Origin of the sequence: Flavobacterium araucananum (assembly GCF_002222055.1) — a bacterium.
Taxonomy (GTDB): domain Bacteria; phylum Bacteroidota; class Bacteroidia; order Flavobacteriales; family Flavobacteriaceae; genus Flavobacterium; species Flavobacterium araucananum.
In genome coordinates, this window is record NZ_MUGS01000029.1 from 77,317 (window position 1) to 97,386 (window position 20,070).

Annotated in this window: 18 protein-coding genes and 4 tRNA genes; 13 read left to right on the plus strand and 9 right to left on the minus strand. The window is 35.2% G+C overall.

What is annotated here, in order from left to right; all coding sequences use genetic code 11:
- Nucleotides 1-64 precede the first annotated feature (64 nt).
- The 6 genes from B0A64_RS14500 to B0A64_RS14525 all read right to left on the minus strand — a co-directional run bounded on the left by B0A64_RS14500 (nt 65) and on the right by B0A64_RS14525 (nt 1,927).
- Nucleotides 65-886: a phospholipase A gene (locus tag B0A64_RS14500; protein WP_089480239.1), complete on the minus strand. Its 822-nt coding sequence runs from the start codon at nt 884-886 to the stop codon at nt 65-67.
- Nucleotides 887-1,062: 176 nt separating this feature from the next.
- Nucleotides 1,063-1,138 (minus strand) — tRNA-Lys (locus tag B0A64_RS14505).
- A complete protein-coding gene (locus B0A64_RS14510; RefSeq protein WP_089480240.1) occupies nt 1,132-1,383 on the minus strand; it encodes a GIY-YIG nuclease family protein in 252 nt (83 codons plus the stop codon). The genes B0A64_RS14505 and B0A64_RS14510 overlap by 7 nt, the downstream gene beginning before the upstream one ends.
- A gap of 55 nt (nt 1,384-1,438) precedes the next feature.
- Nucleotides 1,439-1,512: transfer RNA gene (locus B0A64_RS14515), tRNA-Arg, on the minus strand.
- 174 nt (nt 1,513-1,686) lie between these two features.
- Nucleotides 1,687-1,761, minus strand: a tRNA-Pro gene (locus B0A64_RS14520).
- Nucleotides 1,762-1,843: 82 nt separating this feature from the next.
- A tRNA-Ser gene (locus B0A64_RS14525) sits at nt 1,844-1,927 on the minus strand.
- A gap of 239 nt (nt 1,928-2,166) precedes the next feature.
- Here B0A64_RS14525 and B0A64_RS14530 point away from each other — a divergent pair.
- From B0A64_RS14530 to B0A64_RS14540, 3 genes are all read left to right on the plus strand, one after another.
- Nucleotides 2,167-3,345: an acetyl-CoA C-acyltransferase gene (locus B0A64_RS14530; RefSeq protein WP_089480241.1), complete on the plus strand. Its 1,179-nt coding sequence runs from the start codon at nt 2,167-2,169 to the stop codon at nt 3,343-3,345.
- A 67-nt stretch (nt 3,346-3,412) separates the two neighbouring features.
- Nucleotides 3,413-4,174 (plus strand): C40 family peptidase, encoded by a 762-nt coding sequence (locus B0A64_RS14535; protein WP_089480242.1) that lies wholly within the window; start codon nt 3,413-3,415, stop codon nt 4,172-4,174.
- A gap of 51 nt (nt 4,175-4,225) precedes the next feature.
- Entirely contained in the window at nt 4,226-4,639 is a 414-nt protein-coding gene (locus tag B0A64_RS14540) for a hypothetical protein (protein ID WP_089480243.1), read from the plus strand.
- Between the two features lie 87 nt (nt 4,640-4,726).
- Here the strand turns inward: B0A64_RS14540 and B0A64_RS14545 are convergent, their stop codons facing one another.
- Nucleotides 4,727-5,572: an AraC family transcriptional regulator gene (locus B0A64_RS14545; RefSeq protein WP_089480244.1), complete on the minus strand. Its 846-nt coding sequence runs from the start codon at nt 5,570-5,572 to the stop codon at nt 4,727-4,729.
- Between the two features lie 117 nt (nt 5,573-5,689).
- Between B0A64_RS14545 and B0A64_RS14550 the strand changes: the two genes are divergently transcribed.
- The 4 genes from B0A64_RS14550 (at nt 5,690) to B0A64_RS14565 (ending at nt 8,917) form a co-directional block, all read left to right on the plus strand.
- Complete coding sequence (locus tag B0A64_RS14550) at nt 5,690-6,676, plus strand: aldo/keto reductase (RefSeq protein WP_089480245.1); 987 nt, start codon at nt 5,690-5,692, stop codon at nt 6,674-6,676.
- 365 nt (nt 6,677-7,041) lie between these two features.
- Nucleotides 7,042-7,647, plus strand: coding sequence for an NAD(P)H-dependent oxidoreductase (locus B0A64_RS14555; protein WP_089480246.1), 606 nt, complete (start codon nt 7,042-7,044; stop codon nt 7,645-7,647).
- Between the two features lie 2 nt (nt 7,648-7,649).
- Nucleotides 7,650-7,928, plus strand: a complete 279-nt coding sequence (locus B0A64_RS14560; RefSeq protein ID WP_089480247.1) for a putative quinol monooxygenase — start codon at nt 7,650-7,652, stop codon at nt 7,926-7,928.
- A gap of 11 nt (nt 7,929-7,939) precedes the next feature.
- Nucleotides 7,940-8,917, plus strand: coding sequence for a zinc-dependent alcohol dehydrogenase family protein (locus B0A64_RS14565; protein ID WP_089480248.1), 978 nt, complete (start codon nt 7,940-7,942; stop codon nt 8,915-8,917).
- 199 nt (nt 8,918-9,116) lie between these two features.
- Here B0A64_RS14565 and B0A64_RS14570 read toward each other — a convergent pair whose 3' ends face one another.
- Complete coding sequence (locus tag B0A64_RS14570; protein WP_089480249.1) at nt 9,117-9,824, minus strand: class I SAM-dependent methyltransferase; 708 nt, start codon at nt 9,822-9,824, stop codon at nt 9,117-9,119.
- A 552-nt stretch (nt 9,825-10,376) separates the two neighbouring features.
- Here B0A64_RS14570 and B0A64_RS14575 point away from each other — a divergent pair.
- The gene (locus B0A64_RS14575) at nt 10,377-11,258 is read left to right on the plus strand and encodes a LysR family transcriptional regulator (RefSeq protein WP_089480250.1); all 882 of its coding nucleotides are present in this window, start codon (nt 10,377-10,379) and stop codon (nt 11,256-11,258) included.
- A gap of 372 nt (nt 11,259-11,630) precedes the next feature.
- Nucleotides 11,631-12,911 carry a DUF2130 domain-containing protein gene (locus B0A64_RS14580; RefSeq protein WP_089480251.1) on the plus strand — a complete coding sequence of 427 codons (1,281 nt, stop codon included), beginning with the start codon at nt 11,631-11,633 and terminating at the stop codon, nt 12,909-12,911.
- A 72-nt stretch (nt 12,912-12,983) separates the two neighbouring features.
- Here B0A64_RS14580 and B0A64_RS14585 read toward each other — a convergent pair whose 3' ends face one another.
- The gene (locus B0A64_RS14585; RefSeq protein WP_089480252.1) at nt 12,984-13,766 is read right to left on the minus strand and encodes an META domain-containing protein; all 783 of its coding nucleotides are present in this window, start codon (nt 13,764-13,766) and stop codon (nt 12,984-12,986) included.
- Between the two features lie 269 nt (nt 13,767-14,035).
- Here B0A64_RS14585 and nirB point away from each other — a divergent pair, with 269 nt between their 5' ends.
- The 4 genes from nirB to B0A64_RS14605 all read left to right on the plus strand — a co-directional run bounded on the left by nirB (nt 14,036) and on the right by B0A64_RS14605 (nt 20,010).
- Complete coding sequence (gene nirB, locus B0A64_RS14590) at nt 14,036-16,549, plus strand: nitrite reductase large subunit NirB (RefSeq protein ID WP_089480253.1); 2,514 nt, start codon at nt 14,036-14,038, stop codon at nt 16,547-16,549.
- Nucleotides 16,550-16,890: 341 nt separating this feature from the next.
- Nucleotides 16,891-17,268, plus strand: coding sequence for a nitrite reductase small subunit NirD (gene nirD / locus B0A64_RS14595; RefSeq protein ID WP_089480254.1), 378 nt, complete (start codon nt 16,891-16,893; stop codon nt 17,266-17,268).
- Between the two features lie 250 nt (nt 17,269-17,518).
- Nucleotides 17,519-18,103, plus strand: coding sequence for a DUF4202 domain-containing protein (locus tag B0A64_RS14600; RefSeq protein WP_089480255.1), 585 nt, complete (start codon nt 17,519-17,521; stop codon nt 18,101-18,103).
- 101 nt (nt 18,104-18,204) lie between these two features.
- Complete coding sequence (locus tag B0A64_RS14605; protein WP_089480256.1) at nt 18,205-20,010, plus strand: sensor histidine kinase; 1,806 nt, start codon at nt 18,205-18,207, stop codon at nt 20,008-20,010.
- The last annotated feature ends 60 nt before the right edge of the window (nt 20,011-20,070 follow it).

Below are 20,070 nucleotides of genomic sequence, written 5' to 3' on the forward strand. Positions count from 1 at the left end.
CCAAACTGATGAGATCTGGAAAAACATTTCAGTGAAAGTTGGTAAGTCAAAAAATTAAAATCATTTAAAAAATTCCCATATTTTCAGGTTTAATCGTAAAGCCTAAACGAATCATACTTTTATGTTCCTGATAATCAATTAAACTTTCTGTATAACCCACAAACCATTGAAGCGTAAGGTAATAATTCTCGCTTTTGTAAGGCCTCCAGTTTACTTGTGTTTGCAAGGAGCCATAACGAATAAGACCGCTTCCTTTTCTAAAAAGAATATCTGCACTCCATCGTCCGGGTTGTATCTGGTAGGTAGCACTTGCTTCGCCATAACCCACATATTGAGTAAGATAAGGATTGTCTTCTTTATCAACAAGCGGAATCCAGCCTCTAAGCCCAACAATCCATCGTGGCGAAATTTGTGATTTTAAAGAAAACGCAAGCATGTTCCAGGTTCTGGAAAAAATAGAATCCCTACCGTTTGATTCGTGTTCTAATGAGATTGTTCCGTAAGTTAGCCTTCCGCCTTTTAAATAAAACGGACGTACAATGGCAACACCAGGGTTAAAATTAATTTCGGAAAATGGCTTTGAGCTTGCATAAATATCCCAAAAAGCTTTTTGAGTATACATTAAATAAGGAAAAAAACCACCCCATAAAGGCTTCGAATTCAATCGTAACTTAAAACTCACCTGATATTTTACATCGGCATTGTTGCGAGTGATATCAGTATTTATTGGTACTCCCGTTAAAAAATAATTGTCTTTATGAACAGAAAAGCTAGGTTCCTTTAACAGCGAATCTGCTGCCCGGAAATTCTTTTTAGTTTCTAAAATTTGCGAATTTGACTTGATCGAAAACAAAATCAAACACAGGAAAAGGGATCTCAAATACATTATTATCGTTTAAGTTGTAGCTTCTTTTTCAGCTTTTAGCTTTTTACAATAAATGTATCGCATTTGAATAAATCGTATTGACGCAATAAAAACAAGAGTTAACGCAAAAGATAAAAACAACTATTAAAGGAGTAATATAAAACAAAAAAGCCACTCAAATTGAGTAGCTTTTGATGTGAACGCAGAAGGATTCGAACCTTCGACCGTCCCGATTAAAAATCGGGATACTCTATCCAGCTGAGCTATTACGTTAATTTCTTTATCAATTTTTCAACTCTAACCTTGCTTTTCCATTTTTTAACTTCCAACTCACGTTTATAAGCTAATGATTTTGTTTCAAATTCTTCAAAATATGCTACAACCCAATCTTTTGCCTTTCCGGTAAATCCAGAATGATTCGATAAATGTTTTCGTAATCTTTCCTTTAAATCTTCTGATGTATGACCAATATAATATTGATTTAATAAATTTGAATATAAAATGTAAAAGTAATTCATCAAATTTTAATTTATTAAAAACAAAAAAGCCACTCAAATTGAGTGGCTTTTGATGTGAACGCAGAAGGATTCGAACCTTCGACCGCCTGCTTAGAAGGCAGGTGCTCTATCCAGCTGAGCTATGCGTCCATTTTTTTACTTAACCTTCTGACCGTCCCGATTAAAAATCGGGATGCTCTACCCAGCTGAGCTATGCGTCCATTTTTTTACTTAACCTTCTGACCGTCCCGATTAAAAATCGGGATGCTCTATCCAGCTGAGCTATGCGTCCATTTGTTTTAAAACTTTATGGCAAAGTTTTCGTCGGGGTGGCAGGATTCGAACCTGCGGCCTCCTGCTCCCAAAGCAGGCGCGATAACCGGGCTACGCTACACCCCGAAATTCTTTTTGTGCTCTTCCCAATTTGTAATCGGTACACGATAATCGAATTTCTTCAATACCCAATAAGCAAATCATTCAGCGGAGAGACAGGGACTCGAACCCTGGCGACGGTTACCCGTCGACAGATTAGCAATCTGCTCCATTACCGCTCTGGCACCTCTCCAAGCTCAAGAAACGTGTTCTGTTTTGCGGTTGCAAATTTAAGACAACATTATATATCTCACAACTATTTTGACGCTTTTTTTAATCTTTTTTTAATCTTTTTTTTAAACCGCTTCACAATCAAACAAATAGAATTAACAAAAAATTGATATTAAATTTAAAATCCAATCGAATTGCCCCAAAATTTGAATTTATTCAAATAAAGAGTAAATTTGTTTGATTAACTAATATTAACAGAAAATGAACAAAAGAGTTGTTATCGTTTCTGCCGTTAGAACACCTATCGGAAGTTTCATGGGAGGTTTATCTACCGTACCCGCACCAAAATTAGGTGCTGCCGCTATTGCCGGAGCACTAAAAAAAATTAACCTGGACCCAAAATTAGTTGATGAAGTATTTATGGGTAACGTAGTGCAAGCCGGAGTTGGACAAGCACCAGCACGTCAGGCAGCACTTTTTGCCGGTCTGTCTAATGAGGTTGCTGCTACAACTGTAAACAAAGTTTGTGCTTCAGGAATGAAAGCCGTTATGTTTGCTGCACAAGCCATAGCTTGTGGTGATGCCGAAATAGTAGTGGCAGGAGGAATGGAAAACATGAGTTTGATTCCGCATTACGTACAAATGCGTAACGGAACTAAATTTGGTCCTGCAACAATGCTGGACGGAATGCAAAAAGATGGTTTGACAGATGCTTACGATAATAACGCAATGGGAGTTTGCGCTGATTTATGTGCGTCTGAATATAACATCACTCGTGAAGAGCAAGATAATTTTGCTATTCAATCTTACCAAAGAAGTGCAAAAGCATGGGATGCCGGAAAATTCGACAACGAAATTGTTCCTGTAGAAGTTCCGCAAAGACGTGGTGAACCAATCATCGTTACCAAAGATGAAGAATACACCAATGTAAAATTGGATAAAATCCCTTCATTGGCAGCTGTCTTTACAAAAGACGGAACTGTTACTGCTGCAAACGCATCCACAATAAATGATGGAGCTGCAGCTTTAGTTTTAATGTCTGAAGAAAAAGCAATCGCATTAGGATTAAAACCCCTCGCCTACATAAAAAGTTATGCAGATGCAGCTCAGGAACCAAAATGGTTTACAACGAGCCCTGCAAAAGCATTACCAAAAGCTTTAGACAAAGCAGGAATTGCAATTGGCGATGTTGATTTTTTTGAATTCAACGAAGCATTTGCAGTTGTTGGATTAGCCAATTCAAAAATCCTTGGTCTTGATAACAATAAAGTAAACGTAAATGGTGGTGCAGTCTCTTTAGGTCATCCTCTTGGATGTTCCGGAGCCAGAATTATCGTAACTTTACTGAATGTTTTAGAACAAAACAATGCCAAAACCGGAGCTGCTGCAATTTGCAATGGTGGCGGTGGAGCATCAGCAATTGTTATCGAAAGAGCTTAAATAATATCAAATTAGGAGTTATTTCAAATAAAATAACTCCTAATTTTCAACTTATAAATTACCCTAAATGTTCGGAATTTGCAATCTAGCCATAGTACCCGTTCGATCTGAGCCAAGTGACAGAAGTGAAATCGTTACACAACTTTTGTTTGGCGAACACATCGAAATTTTAGAACGCCAAAATCAATGGGCCCGAATAAAAATACAATACGACGACTACGAAGGTTGGGTAGATTCTAAACAATATCAGGTAATTTCAGAAGCAAATTATAACCAATTAAGCAACGAAGCTATTATTCTTAACGCTGATTTGATTGATTATATCAGTGCACCCGAAAATTTATTACTACCAATTCCGCTTGGTGCATCCTTGTCATTTTTGAATAACAATGAAATCAACATCTCAAATTTTGATTTTGAAGGCACAAAAACAAGTGGTATAAAATCTAAAAGTGCCTTAATAAATACTGCTTTTATGTATTTGAACGCTCCCTATCTTTGGGGCGGAAAAACACCTTTTGGCATTGACTGTTCCGGTTTAACCCAAATGGTTTACAAACTAAACGGATACAAAATACATCGCGATGCCTCGCAACAAGCCCTTGAAGGAGAACCTTTGAGTTTTATTGAGGAAAGTGAAGCTGGAGATTTAGCCTTTTTTGATAATGACGAAGGAAACATCATTCATGTTGGGATCATTATGGAAAACAATTACATCATTCACGCCAGTGGAAAAGTGCGTATCGACCGTTTAGACCATTTAGGTATCTACAATCCGGAACTCAACAAACACACCCATAAATTAAGAGTAATTAAAAAAATAATATAGGTTTTTTCATTCAAATAATTAATATCTTTGGCAATTAAAAAGATTTAAAAAATGAACTATATTTTACTGATTTCTACAATTATTTTAAGTTTTTCAGGTTTCGCTATTAGTCTTTATGGAGTACTGTCTCAAAGTATGATCGACCATGAAACAAAAATAGGATTATTAAAAGGTTATGAATTCGACTCTGATGAAGGAGAAGAATATTTTGCTGAAAAATTTGAAAAATGGAAAGCGGGAAACTTTTTTATTTCAAAAAATGCATTTATATCAGGACTGTCAATAATTTTATTATCACTAATTTTAAATACTATCATAAATCCATGGTGGTCTTCTTTAATTGTGTTAGTGGTAGGATATTTTACGTATTTAATTATTTCTAAAATTATTGGATGGCAAGTTCAATTATTATCATTCTTAACAGGAATAATATCACTAATTACTACTCTATACAACTTAATTTAACCAGTAAAAAAAATCACTTTTAATCCTTTAAATCTGTGGCAAAAAATAAAAAAATCCGTTTCAATCTGCGTCATCCGCGTTCTATTATCACGCACTAATACGAATCACTTTTCTAAACTCAGACGGGCTATTCCCTCTTTGTTTCTTAAAGAATTTATTAAAATGGCTTTCGTCTGTAAAACCAAATTCGTAGGCAATCTCGTTAATTCGTTTATCACTAAACTGCAAACGATGTTCTATCAGTTTCGTTTTGTAATTGCTAATATATTGCTGCATCGTTTCGTTAGCATGTTTCTTGAAATAGCGCCCTAAATACGTATTCGAAATCCCAAAATAATCACTAATCGACTCCGCTTTAATTTTTTCCGGATAATAGATATTATTCTGGATATATTGCAAAATATCCATTGCTTTTGCCTCACAACCAATATTTACCTGTTCCGGTAAATACTTTGCAATATTTCGCGCCACAATAATAATCAGGGTATTCACCAATTGCTGAATCAGCTCTTTATTATAAACATCTTTATCCTGATGCTCCCTGATAATTGCTTCAACCATCACTTTTACCAGACATTTATCAGCTTGATTTTTTAAAATACAACCCGGTTGATGATTGGCGTTTTGTAGAATATATTCTAAACGCTGAATATTCTCATTTTGCAAACTTGAATTTTTCAGATAAATATCATTAAATCGCAAAAAGAAAAACTCAGTTTTGGTTTCAATCGTAAAGTTATGACAATCTTCGGGTGTCAATAAAAACATATGTCCCGCATCATATTCAAAAATATTTTTGTTGATACATTGTCTTCCCGTTCCGTCTAAAATATACACTAATTCAAAGAAATTATGACGATCTCCCACATCAGGATATTCATCCAAAGTCTCGAAGGAAACCGTAAAAGGCTCGTATAAATTTTCTTTTTTCATAATGCTAATATTAATTCGGCTACAAATTTACATAAAAAAGACAAATATATACAACTTATCAACCTTAAAAATGGTATAATTTTGCCAAACAATTTTTAAGCATTAAAATATAAGATTATGGAATATAGAAAATTAGGCAATACACCACTTGAATTATCAACCATAACATACGGTGCATTTGCCATTGGCGGAAACATGTGGGGCGGAAACGAAAAGAAAGATTCAATCGACTCCATTCATGCCTCAATCGATCATGGTGTTACCACGATTGACACCGCACCGTTTTACGGATTTGGTTTAAGCGAAGAAATGATTGGAGAAGCCTTAAGATCTAAAGATCGTTCAAAAGTTCAATTATTAACCAAATTTGGATTAGTTTGGGACGGAAGCAATCAAGGCAAAGGAGAATTCTTTTTTGATGCCGAAGACAACGGAAAAAAAATACCCGTTTATAAATACGCCTCAAAAAGCAATATTATCAAAGAAGTCGAAGAAAGCTTAAAACGTCTTCAAACCGATTATATTGACTTACTGCAAATTCACTGGCCAGACTCCACTACTCCAATTCAAGAAACTATGGAAGCTTTGGAAACCCTTATTCAACAAGGAAAAATTAGAGCAGCCGGAGTAAGTAATTACAGTGCAGAACAAATTCAAGAAGCGCAAAAAACAATACAATTAGCATCAAATCAAGTGCCATTTAGTATGTTAAATCAGGCCATTCAAACAGATTTAGTTCCCCTTACAATTGAAGAAAATATCGGAATCATTGCTTATAGCCCAATGGAAAGAGGTTTATTAACCGGAAAATATTTCACCGACAGTAAACTAAAAGACAACGATCACAGGAATGGATATTTTGGTCAGTTCGATCTTCAAAAAGTAAAAACTTTGGTCGAAGAATTAAGTTCACTTGCAAATGCAAAACATATTTCAATCTCGCAATTGGTATTACGCTGGACCACTTTACAAAAAGGAATCACAATTGTTTTAGCCGGAGCAAGAAATGCAGAACAAGCTATTTCGAACGCAAAAACTTTAGATTTTGATCTATCAATTTCTGAACTAGATTTCATTAATCAGGCTATTTCAAAATTAAAATAATATTTAAACACATAGAAACATAGTTTTAGCAATCTAAAAAAGGCGTTTCACTCGCATTAATAAACATAGTTTGCACAATATTGTCATTTCGACGCAGGAGAAATCTACGTGAGAAACTCTACAAAGATTGGCAATTCACTATGCGGAGCTACTTGCGAAGATTTCTCCTCCGTCGAAATGACAAACTTGATGTTTTTTAGCCCCGATAGAAGTGAAAATCCTTTTGTGGCGGGGTTCGCCACAAAAGATTGGAACGGATAGCGGGATTAGCTCCTGAAAAAGATTTGCTCAATAAATTAAAACAATAAAAACAATTTGGGTGTGACCCTCACACAAAATCAGGAATACATAAGAACATTACAATTATGAAAAAAATATTTATCATCAACGGCAGTCAAAATTTTGCGCATTCAGGCGGAAAATTCAATGAAACCGTTACCGATTGGACAATCGAATTCTTAAAAAAAAGCAAGCAATTCGAAATTAAAACAACCGACATCAAACAAGATTTTGACTTAGACGAAGAAGTAGAAAAATTCGTTTGGGCAGATGTAGTTGTTTATCATACACCCGTTTGGTGGTTTCAATTACCAAATCTTTTCAAAAAATATATCGACGACGTTTTCACAGCCGGACACAATAAAGGAATTTACAAAAGTGACGGAAGAACCAGAACAAATCCGGATATTAATTACGGGACCGGCGGACAATTACACGGACGTAAATATATGCTAACCACAAGTTGGAATGCACCTGCAACGGCTTTTACCCTTCCTGGAGAATTTTTTGAAGAAACGTCTGTAGATGACGGAGCTATGTTTGGCTTTCATAAAATGAATAAATTTACAGGGATGCAAAAACTGGACGGTTTCCATTTTCATGATGTCGAAAAAGGTGCCACTGCAGAAAATATCGATATCTTTAAGGAAAACTATACCAAACATTTAGAACAAACCTTTAAAACTCTATAATTATGATCTCAATTACAGCAATTTTTAAAAGCAAACCAGAGAATATAGAACAAGTTCAAAGCATGTTAAATCACCTGGTTACCGAAACCAGAAAGGAAGCAGCTTGTGTTCGTTACGACCTTCACCATGCTAATCATGTTTTCATTATTTGGGAAGAATGGAAAGATCAGGCAGGTCTTGATATTCATGACAACCAACCTTATCTATTAGATTTTATTGCTAAAAGCGAAAGTTTAGTGTCCTCGCCTATTCAGGTTTATAAAACGGTTCAAATATTATAATTCAAGAAACAATGAAAGCACTTTTTACCAATACTTACGAATCTGAATTTGTAAGCACAGAAATGGAGAAACCAACTCCAAAAACCGGAGAAGTTTTAATAAAAATACACGCAAGCGGTGTAAACCCAATCGATAACAAAATCAGACTTGGACTTTCGCCTTATGCATCACCTGTTTTACCCGCCATTTTAGGAACAGATCTTGCCGGAGTAATCGAAGCAATTGGCGAAGGCGTTACCCAATTTAAAGTTGGCGACGAAGTTTACGGACTTGCCGGAGGCGTTTTAGGACTTCAGGGAACTTTAGCCGAATATACTGCCGTTGACGCAGATTTATTAGCCATAAAACCAAAAAACTTAACCATGAAAGAAGCTGCCGGAATTCCGCTTGTATTGCTTACCGCCTGGGAAGGTTTGATTGACAGAGCCAGAGTACAAAAAGGCGACAAAGTTTTGGTTCATGCCGGAGCTGGAGGCGTTGGTCACATGGTAGTTCAGTTAGCCAAAAATCTTGGAGCAGATGTTTACGCAACAGTTTCTGAGCAAAAAGCAGATTTCGTAAAATCATTTGGAGCAACCGCAATTGATAAAAATACTCCCGTTGAAGATTACGTAAATCAATACACAAACGGAGAAGGATTCGACGTTATTTACGATACTCTTGGCGGACAATCTTTTGATGATTCGCTAAAAGCCATTCGTCATTACGGTCAAATTAGTAGTTGTTATGCTTTCGGGACACATACTTTGGCAACAAGTTCACTTCGTTCTGCTAGTATTCACGGCGTTTTTGTACTACACCCGATGATTGGCAATGAAAGAAGAAAACATCACGGTGATATCCTGAAACAAACCACAAAACTAATTGAAGAAGGAAAATTAAAACCTATCATAGATCCCCGAAAATTCACGCTGGACAATGCCATAGAAGCACACAAAGCCGTAAGTGACGGTTCAGCAATAGGGAAAATTGTTGTAGATATTGTTTAAGTTTTTTTTTGCCACGAATTTCACTAATTTTCACTAATTTTCACTAATTCATTGCTAAACTCTTGATGCTTAAAATTCGTGTAGATTCGTGGAATTCGTGGCAATCTTTTTTTAAGTTTAAAAAATAAATAATTCGTGCTCATTCGTGACCCGAGCGATAGCGAACAGGCGAAGCAAATTCGTGGCAAACTTTTACTAACTATTTAATCCCGCCAAAAGCACCAAAACACATATTTTTATGCAAGATTTCAACGCTGGTAAACCCAACTTTTTTCATTAAATCTAACTGGTAGTTCATAGATCTTGGCGTATCTTCCTTCTCAATATAATCAAATACTTTCTGGCGATATTCTGCTCCGCCAATTCCTTCTAAATATTCGCCGTAACGTTGCCAGGTATATTCGTTTAGCAAGTCTGTATCCTGAGTAATTAGATCCGAAATCATAAAACAACCTCCTGGTTTTAATAATTTAAAGATTTTAGCAAAAGTCGTTTCCCAATCTTCATCATCACGCAAATGATGCAAAACGGCTCCTGCCAGAATAATATCAAAATGGTTTTCCGGTAATTCGACTTCACGGATATCACCCTGCTTTACTTCTACTTTTCCGTTTGTTTCTTTTGATATCCTTGCAAAAGCCCTGTCTAACATAGGCAAGCTTAAATCGACCAAAGTGCAATTTAAATTTGGCGTTTTAGACAGCATCTTTAAAGTATAATTTCCGGCTCCACAACCAATATCCAAAACATTGATCGCATCAGGAACAATTCTTTTAGAAGCCTCAGTAATTAATTCTAATGAGATTGTAGCATCAATTGTCGCCACCTGACCGGTATCTAAATTCGAAAAGCGCTCGACATCATTATCAAACCTTTCTTTGATTTCTGCAATAGTTGATTTTTTCATAGTTTTTTGTTTTTTTATTGCCCGCGGTTTTTACGGATTTAAACTGGTTTGCACTGATTTGTTTTGATAAACTTAGTCTGTTTTTTTTGCCACAGATTAAAAAGATTATACAGATTATCTTTAAGCTTAATTAAATTTTAAAAATCAACCCGTTGCGTGTAATTAATTTTAACACATAGAAACATAGATTTTGGACCTTCAAAAAAGGCGTTTCACTTATTTAAAATACACATAACTAAGCTATGTGAAAGAAATGTATTTCTTTTTGCGTTCTTTTTAGCTAAAAAAATCTATGTCTCTATGTGTTAAATTTATTTTTTTTGACCCAAGCGAAGCGAACAGACGAAGTAATTATACCCAACGGGTTAAAAATCAATTTAAATCCTTTTAATCTGTGGCATAACTTTTTTAGCGCATAGAGAAAAAAAATCCGTGCCAACTCGTTTTAATCCGTGTCATCCGCGTGCCATCTATTTTTTTATCAAAACTACCACTTTGATATATACTTTAAAAATACTTATTTTGTCAATTATTAATACTTAATAGGTATTTATGGAATTACGTCACTTAAGATATTTTTTGGCTGTAGCCGAAGAATTAAATTTTACAAAAGCAGCCGAAAAACTTTTTATTTCGCAACCACCGCTAAGCCGACAAATCATTGAACTGGAAGAAGAAATTCAGGTGCGCTTATTTATCAGAAACAATAAAAAAGTCGAATTGACCGAGGCAGGAAAATATTTTAAAGAAGAGGTCACAGCACTTTTTCAGCACTTGGAACGTATTACAATCAAAACTCAAAAAATTGCCCAAAATGTTTCCGGCGAATTTAGAATCGCATACATCAGTTCGATTTATTCTGCTGTAATTTCAGAATTGATACAACATCTGAAAGTGCAATTTCCGTACGTAAATTTCAAACTTTTTGAAATATCGACAACCAAGCAAATTGATGCTTTAGAACAAGGGAAAATAGATTTAGGAATTATTCGTTCTCCCATAAAATCTACCCGGATAAAAGCACAATTGTGGTTTCAGGATGGATTTTCGGTCGTATATAATAAACGTTTGATTCAGATTAATTCAGAAAAAGAAATTCCGAATTTGAAAGAAGAAACTTTCGTATTCTTCAACAAAAACTATGCACCACATTATCACGAAGTTTTATTAGAATTGTGTGCCTTTTATGGTTTTGCACCAAAAGTGGTTCATGAATCAAACAACATCAATTCGATTGTGCAATTGGTAAAAAACGGATTGGGAATTTCGATAGTTCCTTCTAATATTGCCAAAAACAATCAAGATCCTGAAATTGGTTTTATCGAATTAAAAAAAGTCAATTTAATGACTGATGTTTCGTTAATCACTTCAAAAGAAGATGCTTCTGAAATCACAAAATCAGCTGTTGCTTTTTTATTGAATTTTAAAAGATAGAGTTGTCACGAATTGCACAAATTTTCGCAAATTAGTTTTAATATGGAAATCCGTAAAAATTAGTTTTTATAAGTCGCTAAATTGCATACTTTAAAAATAATCTCGCCAAGTCGCAAAGATTCTATTTTAAAGCCACAGATTAAAAGATTAAAAAAATCTGCTTCATCTGCGTGAAACAAAAAACTTTGCGACTCTGCGGCTTTGCGAGATTAATAAATCAAAAACATACGCATAAATACAAACCAATTCGTGAAAATTCGAGGAATTCGTGGCAAAAAAACGTTACAATTTATCACAGTATACAACACATTTAAAACATAACTTTTAAATACCTTAGCAAATTATAATTCTACTTAAATAAAACCAACAAAAATGGCGGAGCAATCTTCAATTCAGTGTCCAAATTGCGGAACAACTATCGACGTAAATGATATTCTAAAGCATCAGTTAGAGGATAGTATCCGTAAAGAATATCAACAAAAAGCGAATGCTCAATCCCGGGAATTAGAACTTAAAAATGAGCAATTCGAAAAAGCCAAAACTGAATTTGAAGCCAAAAAGAAACAAGAAAATGAACTTTTTGCCGAACGACTGGAGCGTGAAAAAAAAGTAGCAGAAAAAGAAATTACCGAAAAATTAAAAACTAAACTTGACGAAGAAAACAAAGATCGTTTGCTTTCGATGGAAAAAGAGCTTTCTGAAAAATCAGAAAAACTTCGTGAACTTAATAAAATGACGGGCGAAATTGCCAAACTTCAACGTGAAAAACTGGAGATGAAAGACGCCATCGAAGCCGAAGCTCAAAAGCAACTTAATGCTACTTTGGTTCTGGAACGTGATAAAATTCGCAAACAGGAAGAAGAAAAAAACGAGCTAAAAATAAAAGAATACCAGAAACAATCTGACGATCAAAAGAAGCTGATCGAAGAAATGAAACGCAAGCAGGAACAGGGTTCAATGCAATTGCAAGGCGAAGTAATGGAACTGGCAATTGAGGAATGGCTCGCTAATAATTTTCCTTTAGACAGTATCGACGAAATTAAAAAAGGTGCAAATGGTGCCGATTGTCTTCAGGTTGTAAACACCCGCGAATTGCAAAACTGTGGTTCTATTTATTACGAAAGTAAGCGTACAAAAGCTTTTCAGCCTGCCTGGATAGAGAAATTCAAGAATGATATTAGAACTAAAAGAGCCAATATTGGTGTTTTGGTGACCGAGGTAATGCCTGCCGGAATGGATCGTATGGGCATGCGTGACGGAATCTGGATTTGTACCTATGAAGAGTTTAAGGGTTTAAGTGCCGTTTTACGTCAATCCTTAATTCAGGTAAGTCAGGCTGTTCAGGCACAGGAAAACAAAGGCGACAAAATGTCGATGTTGTATGATTTCCTGACCAGCAACGAATTCCGTTTGCAAATTGAAGGTATTGTAGAAGGTTTTACCCAAATGCAGGGTGATCTTGATTCTGAGAAAAGAGCGATGCAACGTATCTGGAAACAACGCGAAAAACAAATCGAAAAAGTAGTTCATAACACTTTAGGAATGTACGGTTCGATTCGTGGTATTGCCGGAAATGCAGTGCAAACCGTGCGTGCTCTGGAACTTGATTTTATCGAAGAGGATAAAGAAGATCCTAAGGAATTGTTAGAATAATAGCCTACAGATTTCAACGGATTTTGATCCGTTGAAGTCAAAATTACATTAAACATTGAAAGTAAAAATAATCTAATCTACTTTTCTAAAAACCAAAAGTTTACCTGAAGGATTAGAAAGTGTCAATCTGTTATCACCAATATTGTATGTTGTTGTACTTTGAAGCGCTTGTATAAATTGAGTTTCTTTATTTCCAGGTGCGCATGCCATCATAGTCGAGATTACTTTTGAAAATCTTAAGAGGTCTTTTTCATAAAAAATGCTGCCACTAATCGCATTACAACCCCCAAAACCCATAAACTTATTTTCGGACGAATTAATTTCGATTCTGGGAAGCTCCTTTTGAAAATCAGTTACAAAAACTTTGAATCCGTTTAGTTCTTCTAAAACCCAAATATCATGCAGGCGATAATCAGTATTATATTTCCCGCATCCATTGAGCTTTTTTGATTCAAGCTCCGAATTATTTTTAATTTCAACCGAAACTTTATAGGGAGAAATGGCACCGGACATTGAATTCTGACAATCGACCTGCTGAATTGTAATTGTCGCAACAGAACTTTCGTTACTTACTTTATACCTCTTTACATTTGCATCCATCGCTTTTATAGGTTCTGTTGCGGGATAACTAAGTTTTTCTTTTCCAGCAATTAGCGAAGTAAAAAGTATTTCTTCATTTCCCATTTTCAGTTCCCAAAAAGGCTCGTTTCCAGTTGCAATCAGGTAATACTTCATTTCATCTTCCTGAGATCCATACTCAGAAGTAGTTTCTTTTTTATCTGAAATTTTGCCTGCTGTAGTTTTACAACCTGCTATCAATGAAAGCAATAGCAAAAATGAAAGTAATTTTTTCATGGAATTTAGGTTAAGAATATTTCATTTAAATAAAACATCTGTAAAATTCTTATGAAATTACGACATTTTTTTGAAATTCTTATTTAGAATCTTTTCAAATTTATAATAATCGTAATTCCCTAAATTCCTTCGAAAAGCGCATTAGGTAAGACCTTACAACATAATACGTAGTTATAAAAAGCATTTTTCTAACAAAAACCCATCGTAATTACGTATTTTTATAAGTACAAATACTTATATTTGTATAATAATACTTAATTTAAAAAATCATGATAAGAGTAATAGTAGTTGGAAACGGCATGGTTGGTTATAAGTTTTGCGAAAAATTCATTGCAAAATCAGGGCAGGAAAAGTATCAGATTACCATATTTGGAGAAGAACCCCGACGTGCATATGACCGTGTTCATTTGAGTGAATACTTTGGAGGAAAAACTACAGACGATTTATCACTTTCAACCAGGGCATGGTACACAGAAAACAACATTATACTAAATACTTCTGAATTAATTACAGATATTAATCGCAAAGACAAAACAATACATACCCATTTAGAAAAAACACATACGTACGATTACTTAGTTCTTGCAACAGGATCATCGGCTTTTGTTCCACCAATTGACGGAGTCGAAAAAGAAGGCGTTTTTGTATACAGAACCATCGAAGATCTGGATGCAATAATGGCTTATGCTAAAAAAATAAAACAAAAAGGCGCCACAGAAGCCGCCGTTTTAGGTGGTGGTTTGTTAGGTCTTGAAGCAGCAAAAGCAGTCCGTGATCTGGGGCTGAATCCGCATGTAGTAGAATTTGCTCCCCGTTTAATGCCCAGACAGTTAGACAAAGGCGCAAGCGATATGCTGCAAGCTAAAATCGAAGAACTAAACATTGGCATTCATCTTAACAAAGCCACACAATATATCGACGGAAAGGAATGCATAACGGGAATGATGTTTGCAAATGACGAATTATTAAAAGTAGACATGTTGGTTATATCTGCCGGAATCAAACCCCGCGACGAACTGGCCCGGGTTTCAGGACTTGAGGTTGGTTTGAGAGGCGGTGTTGTGGTAAACAATCAAATGCAAACATCAGATCCTACTATTTATGCCATTGGCGAAGTAGCACTTTACAATCAAAACATTTACGGACTTGTTGCTCCTGGTTACGAAATGGCAGATGTCGCTGCAGAGCAAATATTAAATGGTTCTAAAACCATGAGAGAAACGATCGATATGTCGACACAATTAAAATTAATTGGGGTCGAAGTGGCTAGTTTTGGTGACCCTTTTGTCGAAAACAATGATGTAACCGCAATTATTTATGAGAATAAATTGAGCGGAATTTACAAAAGAATCAATGTTACCAAAGATTCTAAAACCTTATTGGGCGGAATTTTGGTAGGAGATTCAAGTGATTACAATTCGCTTTTTCAGATTTTTAGCAATGCGATGGCGTTACCCAAAAATCCCGAAGATTTAATTTTAGGTTCCAGAGACGGATCTGAGAGTTCTGGTTTAGGAAGCGTTCTGGACTTACCGGATACCGCCGTAATTTGTTCTTGCGAAAATGTTACCAAAGGTTCTATTTGTTGCTCTCTTACAGACGAAACCTGCTCCGGTTTTGCTGACGTTGTCAAGCATACCAAAGCCACATCTGGTTGTGGAGGTTGTAAACCAATGGTTTCTGACTTGGTAAAAGCCACTCAAAAATCACTAGGGAAAGAAGTAAAAGATGTTATTTGTGAACACTTTAGCTACAACCGTCAGGAATTATACGATCTGGTTAAAATCAACAAATACGAAAATTTCTACGAGGTCATTGATCATCATGGCAAAGGCGATGGTTGCGAGGTTTGTAAACCGGTTCTTGCCTCTATTTTCTCAAGTATTTATAATGATACTGCCAACAAACATGTTACAACACAAGATACCAATGATCGGTTTTTAGCCAATATTCAGCGCAACGGAACTTATTCTGTAGTACCTCGGGTTGCGGGAGGAGAAATTACGGCTGAGAAATTGATTGTGATAGGCGAAGTAGCCAAACAATTTGATTTATATACTAAAATTACCGGTGCACAACGGGTGGATTTGTTTGGGGCACATTTGAGTGATCTGCCTAAAATCTGGAAAATCTTAATCGATAATGGTTTTGAAAGTGGTCACGCTTACGGAAAATCGCTCCGTGCTGTAAAAAGCTGTGTTGGAAATGCATGGTGTCGTTACGGAATGGACGATAGCGCCGGATTTGCAATTGAATTAGAAAACAGATACAAAGGAATTCGTTCTCCTCATAAACTAAAAGGCGGAGTTTCGGCCTGCATTCGGGAGTGTGCCGAAGCTCGCGGAAAAGATTTTGGATTAATCGCAGTCGAAGGCGGCTGGAATTTGTATATCGCCGGAAACGGTGGCGCAAATCCTAAACATGCCGTTTTATTAGCCGAAAAAATAGACAAAGAAACCGTTATTAAATACCTCGATCGCTTTTTAATGTACTATATCCGTACAGCCGGGCCACTAATTAGAACCGCAACCTGGTTAGAAAAACTAGACGGTGGCTTAGCCTATTTGAAAGAAGTGATTATCGAAGACAGTCTTGGAATCTGTGAAACACTGGAAACTGAAATGCAGGGTTTGGTCAATACTTTTGAATGCGAATGGAAACAAGTATTAGAAAAACCAAGACTATTAAAACGTTTCAACCATTTTGTAAACTCAGAAGAGAAAGATGATAATGTTGTTTTTGTGCCATTAAGAGATCAAAAAGCGCCAAAAGCGTGGTTGTAATTTTTAAAATCTAAACACATAGAAACATAGAATAATTGAACTCAAAAAGGCGTTTCACTTGCATTAACACACATAGCTATGTGTTAGAAATGAGTTTATTTTGATTTTCTAACCCAAAACTAAAAACCCCATGTTTCTATGTGTTAAAAGTAATAGTCACAGATTAAAGGATTAAAAATAAAATCTGCTAAATCTGCGTGAAAAATATAAGCTCCAAAAAAAAGAAAAAAATATCAAAAAAAACGTTTGCTGCCTTCTTACCCTCTTTTTTACTGCGCCATCAAAAACGCTCTTGATTGTAAAAAGAGGGATAAAAAACAGAAACATAACACTTACTAAAAATGGAAGAAATCTTAAATCAATATGAAACAGTGCAGGCAAGCGATGCTACAATTTGGTTCAAAGCAGGAAAAACAGAAGATTTCCCAACCAATCGTGGTGGTTGCATCAAATACAAAAACAAACAAATTGCCATTTTTAACTTTACACGCAGAAACGAATGGTACGCTTGCCAAAATGCCTGCCCGCATAAAATGGAAATGGTACTGGCAAGAGGTATGACGGGATCTGCCGATGATATCCCCAAAATTGCCTGTCCGATGCATAAAAAAACATTTTCATTAATCGATGGTTCCAACTTAAATGGCGATGATCTTAAAATTGCAACCTATCCAGTTAAAGTCATTGAAGATGAAGTGTTTGTAGGTTTTATAGATTGATTTATAAGCCACAGATTACACCTATTAAAAGTATTAAAAGATTTTGCCACGAATTTCACGAATTAGCACAAATTAAATTAGTGAAATTTGTGACTAAAAAATAATATAATACTCATGCCAATCTAGATGAAATCCAAAAAACCCTTTAATCTGTGGCAAAAAATAAAATAATAATTCGTGCTAATTCGTGAAATTCGCGGCAGAAAAAAACTTTATTCCCTATCTTTGAAATCTATTATCTTACCAAAAAATGAACACACCTTTTCAAAAAGCAAGCGAAACGATTGATGCTGAAAATGCTCAGGATCCGAATATAGAAATTGACCAAAATACAGAATTTCCAAAAGAATTATTGTATTCGAACAGAATGTATGAAAGACTGATGCAATTTGAACCACAAGCTTCAGAAGAAGTGCAGATTGCGTCAAAAGCACAACACATTTGCCGATGGAAAGTTGCAAGAGAATCTTATCCAATGGATCGTGTGGGCTATTTGAGATGGAGAGAAGATCTTAAAAAATTTCATGCTAAAACGACTGCCGACATCTTAGAAAAAGCAGGATACAATCCGGATTTTATCGCTCGCGTGTCTTTTTTGATCGAAAAAAAACTACTTAAAAAAGATAACGAAACACAATTGCTGGAAGATGTTATTTGTCTGGTATTTTTAGAATATTATCTGGATCCTTTTGTTCACAAACACGATGAAGAAAAACTAAAAAACATCATTAAAAAAACCTGGGACAAAATGTCTGACAAAGGACATCAGGAAGCTTTAAAAATCAATTATTCTGAAGAAAATTTAAACTTAATAAAAGCTTCTTTGGGATTGTAATCTCATGATATAAAAGGAACAATTTCTATAAATTCAGGAGCAAACACAAATGAAGATATGCGAATTCCATATTCCGATAAAAAAAGAAATATCATCTTCAGATGAAAAAAAACAATCAGGAAGCCAGAGATAAAATTACTTTCAAAAATTTACGCCGTTGGTATTTTTTTGCACTCTGGACTATTGCTGTAACCGTCATCTTAAGTCAGATTTTGGTACAGTACAACTTAGAACAACAATTAAGCGATTCTAAAATCATTAATATTTCCGGCAAACAAAGAATGTTGAGCCAGAAAATCGTAAAAGAAGTTTTGATCCTGCATTATGTTTCTGATACCGTTTCGCAAAAACAAATTTTGCATTTACAAAACGTTTTAGAACTTTGGAAAAATACACAGAACGCACTCGAAAACGGTAGTGATAGTCTGGCTTTTCCAAAAGAAAGAAGTGAAACGCTAAACAAATTGTACTCGGATATTAATCCGGTTTTTAATAGTGTCAGTAAAGCAACTCATTTGTTTCTTTTGAATTTAGAACAAAAAAACAATTTAGCTCAAAATCAAAAACTGGTTCAGACTATACTAAAAAATGAAGGCATTTTTCTTTTAAAAATGAATCAGATTGTATCGCAATATGATCTCGAAGCACATGAAAAAGTTACAGAACAACGACAAATAGAATATTGGATTTTTGCCTTTACCCTATTTGTTTTAGTATTAGAATTTTTCTTCATTTTTAAACCTACCAATAAAAAGATCGAGAAACTTATTGCCAAGCTTTTATCTTCTGAAAAAAAGGCTTTAAAACTCGCCTATGATACTGAAATCATTAGCGAAATAAAGGAAAACTCGGTAAAAGAATTAAAGTCCCTGAATTATGCGATGGAAAATACGTTACTGTATTGCCGTATTGCGCCGGATGGTTCTATTATTCATATTGGAGAGAAATTTGCCAAACTGATCAATTATACCCGATTCTCGTCTAATAAAAAATTCTCAGAAGTTCTCACGACAGACGAAAAGGAACAGCTCAATATAGATCGGATTATTTTTGAAAAACATCGAAGTGGCTGGCAGGGAGAAATTAAAATTATCAATAAAGAAGCACAAACTTTTTGGTTGGATTTATCGATGATTCCCGTTACAATCAAAAAAGAGGAATCTGAACTTTTGATTATTTGTTTCAACATCACCGAGCGTAAAAAAGCACAACGGGAAGTGGAGCGTTTGAATATTGAAAACAGTACTGAAAAAATTAATCAACAAAAGATTATTTCGAGTAAAATTGTTGAAAATCAAGAAAATGAGCAAAACCGGATCGCCAAGGAAATTCATGATGGAATTGGCCAAATGCTTACCGGTCTTAAATTTAGTCTGGAAAGTATTAATCTTGATGACAAAGAAAAATCAGCTCAAAAAATTGAATACCTAAAGAAATTATCCCTTGATATTATCAAAGGTGTCCGCACTGCAACTTTCAATTTAATGCCTCCGGAATTAAGTGATCACGGCATTGTTTCATCTCTCGCAAAACTAGCGCAGGAGCTTTCAAAATTAACCGGAAAAGAAATTTTGTTTTACAACAAAACCGACTTTAATCAGCGTCTGGATTCTTTGATCGAAATAAACATTTACCGTCTTGCGCAGGAAGCAATAAATAATGCGATTAAATATGCTGAATCCTCTCATATTATTGTGCAGCTTTCGCACAGCAATATGCTACTAAGTATTATTGTAGACGACAACGGAAAAGGTTTTGACATTCATGCTGTTGATAAAAAGCGCAATAGCGAATCCGGAATGGGATTATTGTTTATGAAAGAAAGGATCCAGTACATAAACGGTCGCGTATTTATTAATTCTATTCCGGGTGAAGGAACGAGAATTACTTTTAATATACCTATTTGAGCATTAGATAATTTGTCAATTAGGTAATTACAATATTCTCTAATTGACAAATTATCAAAT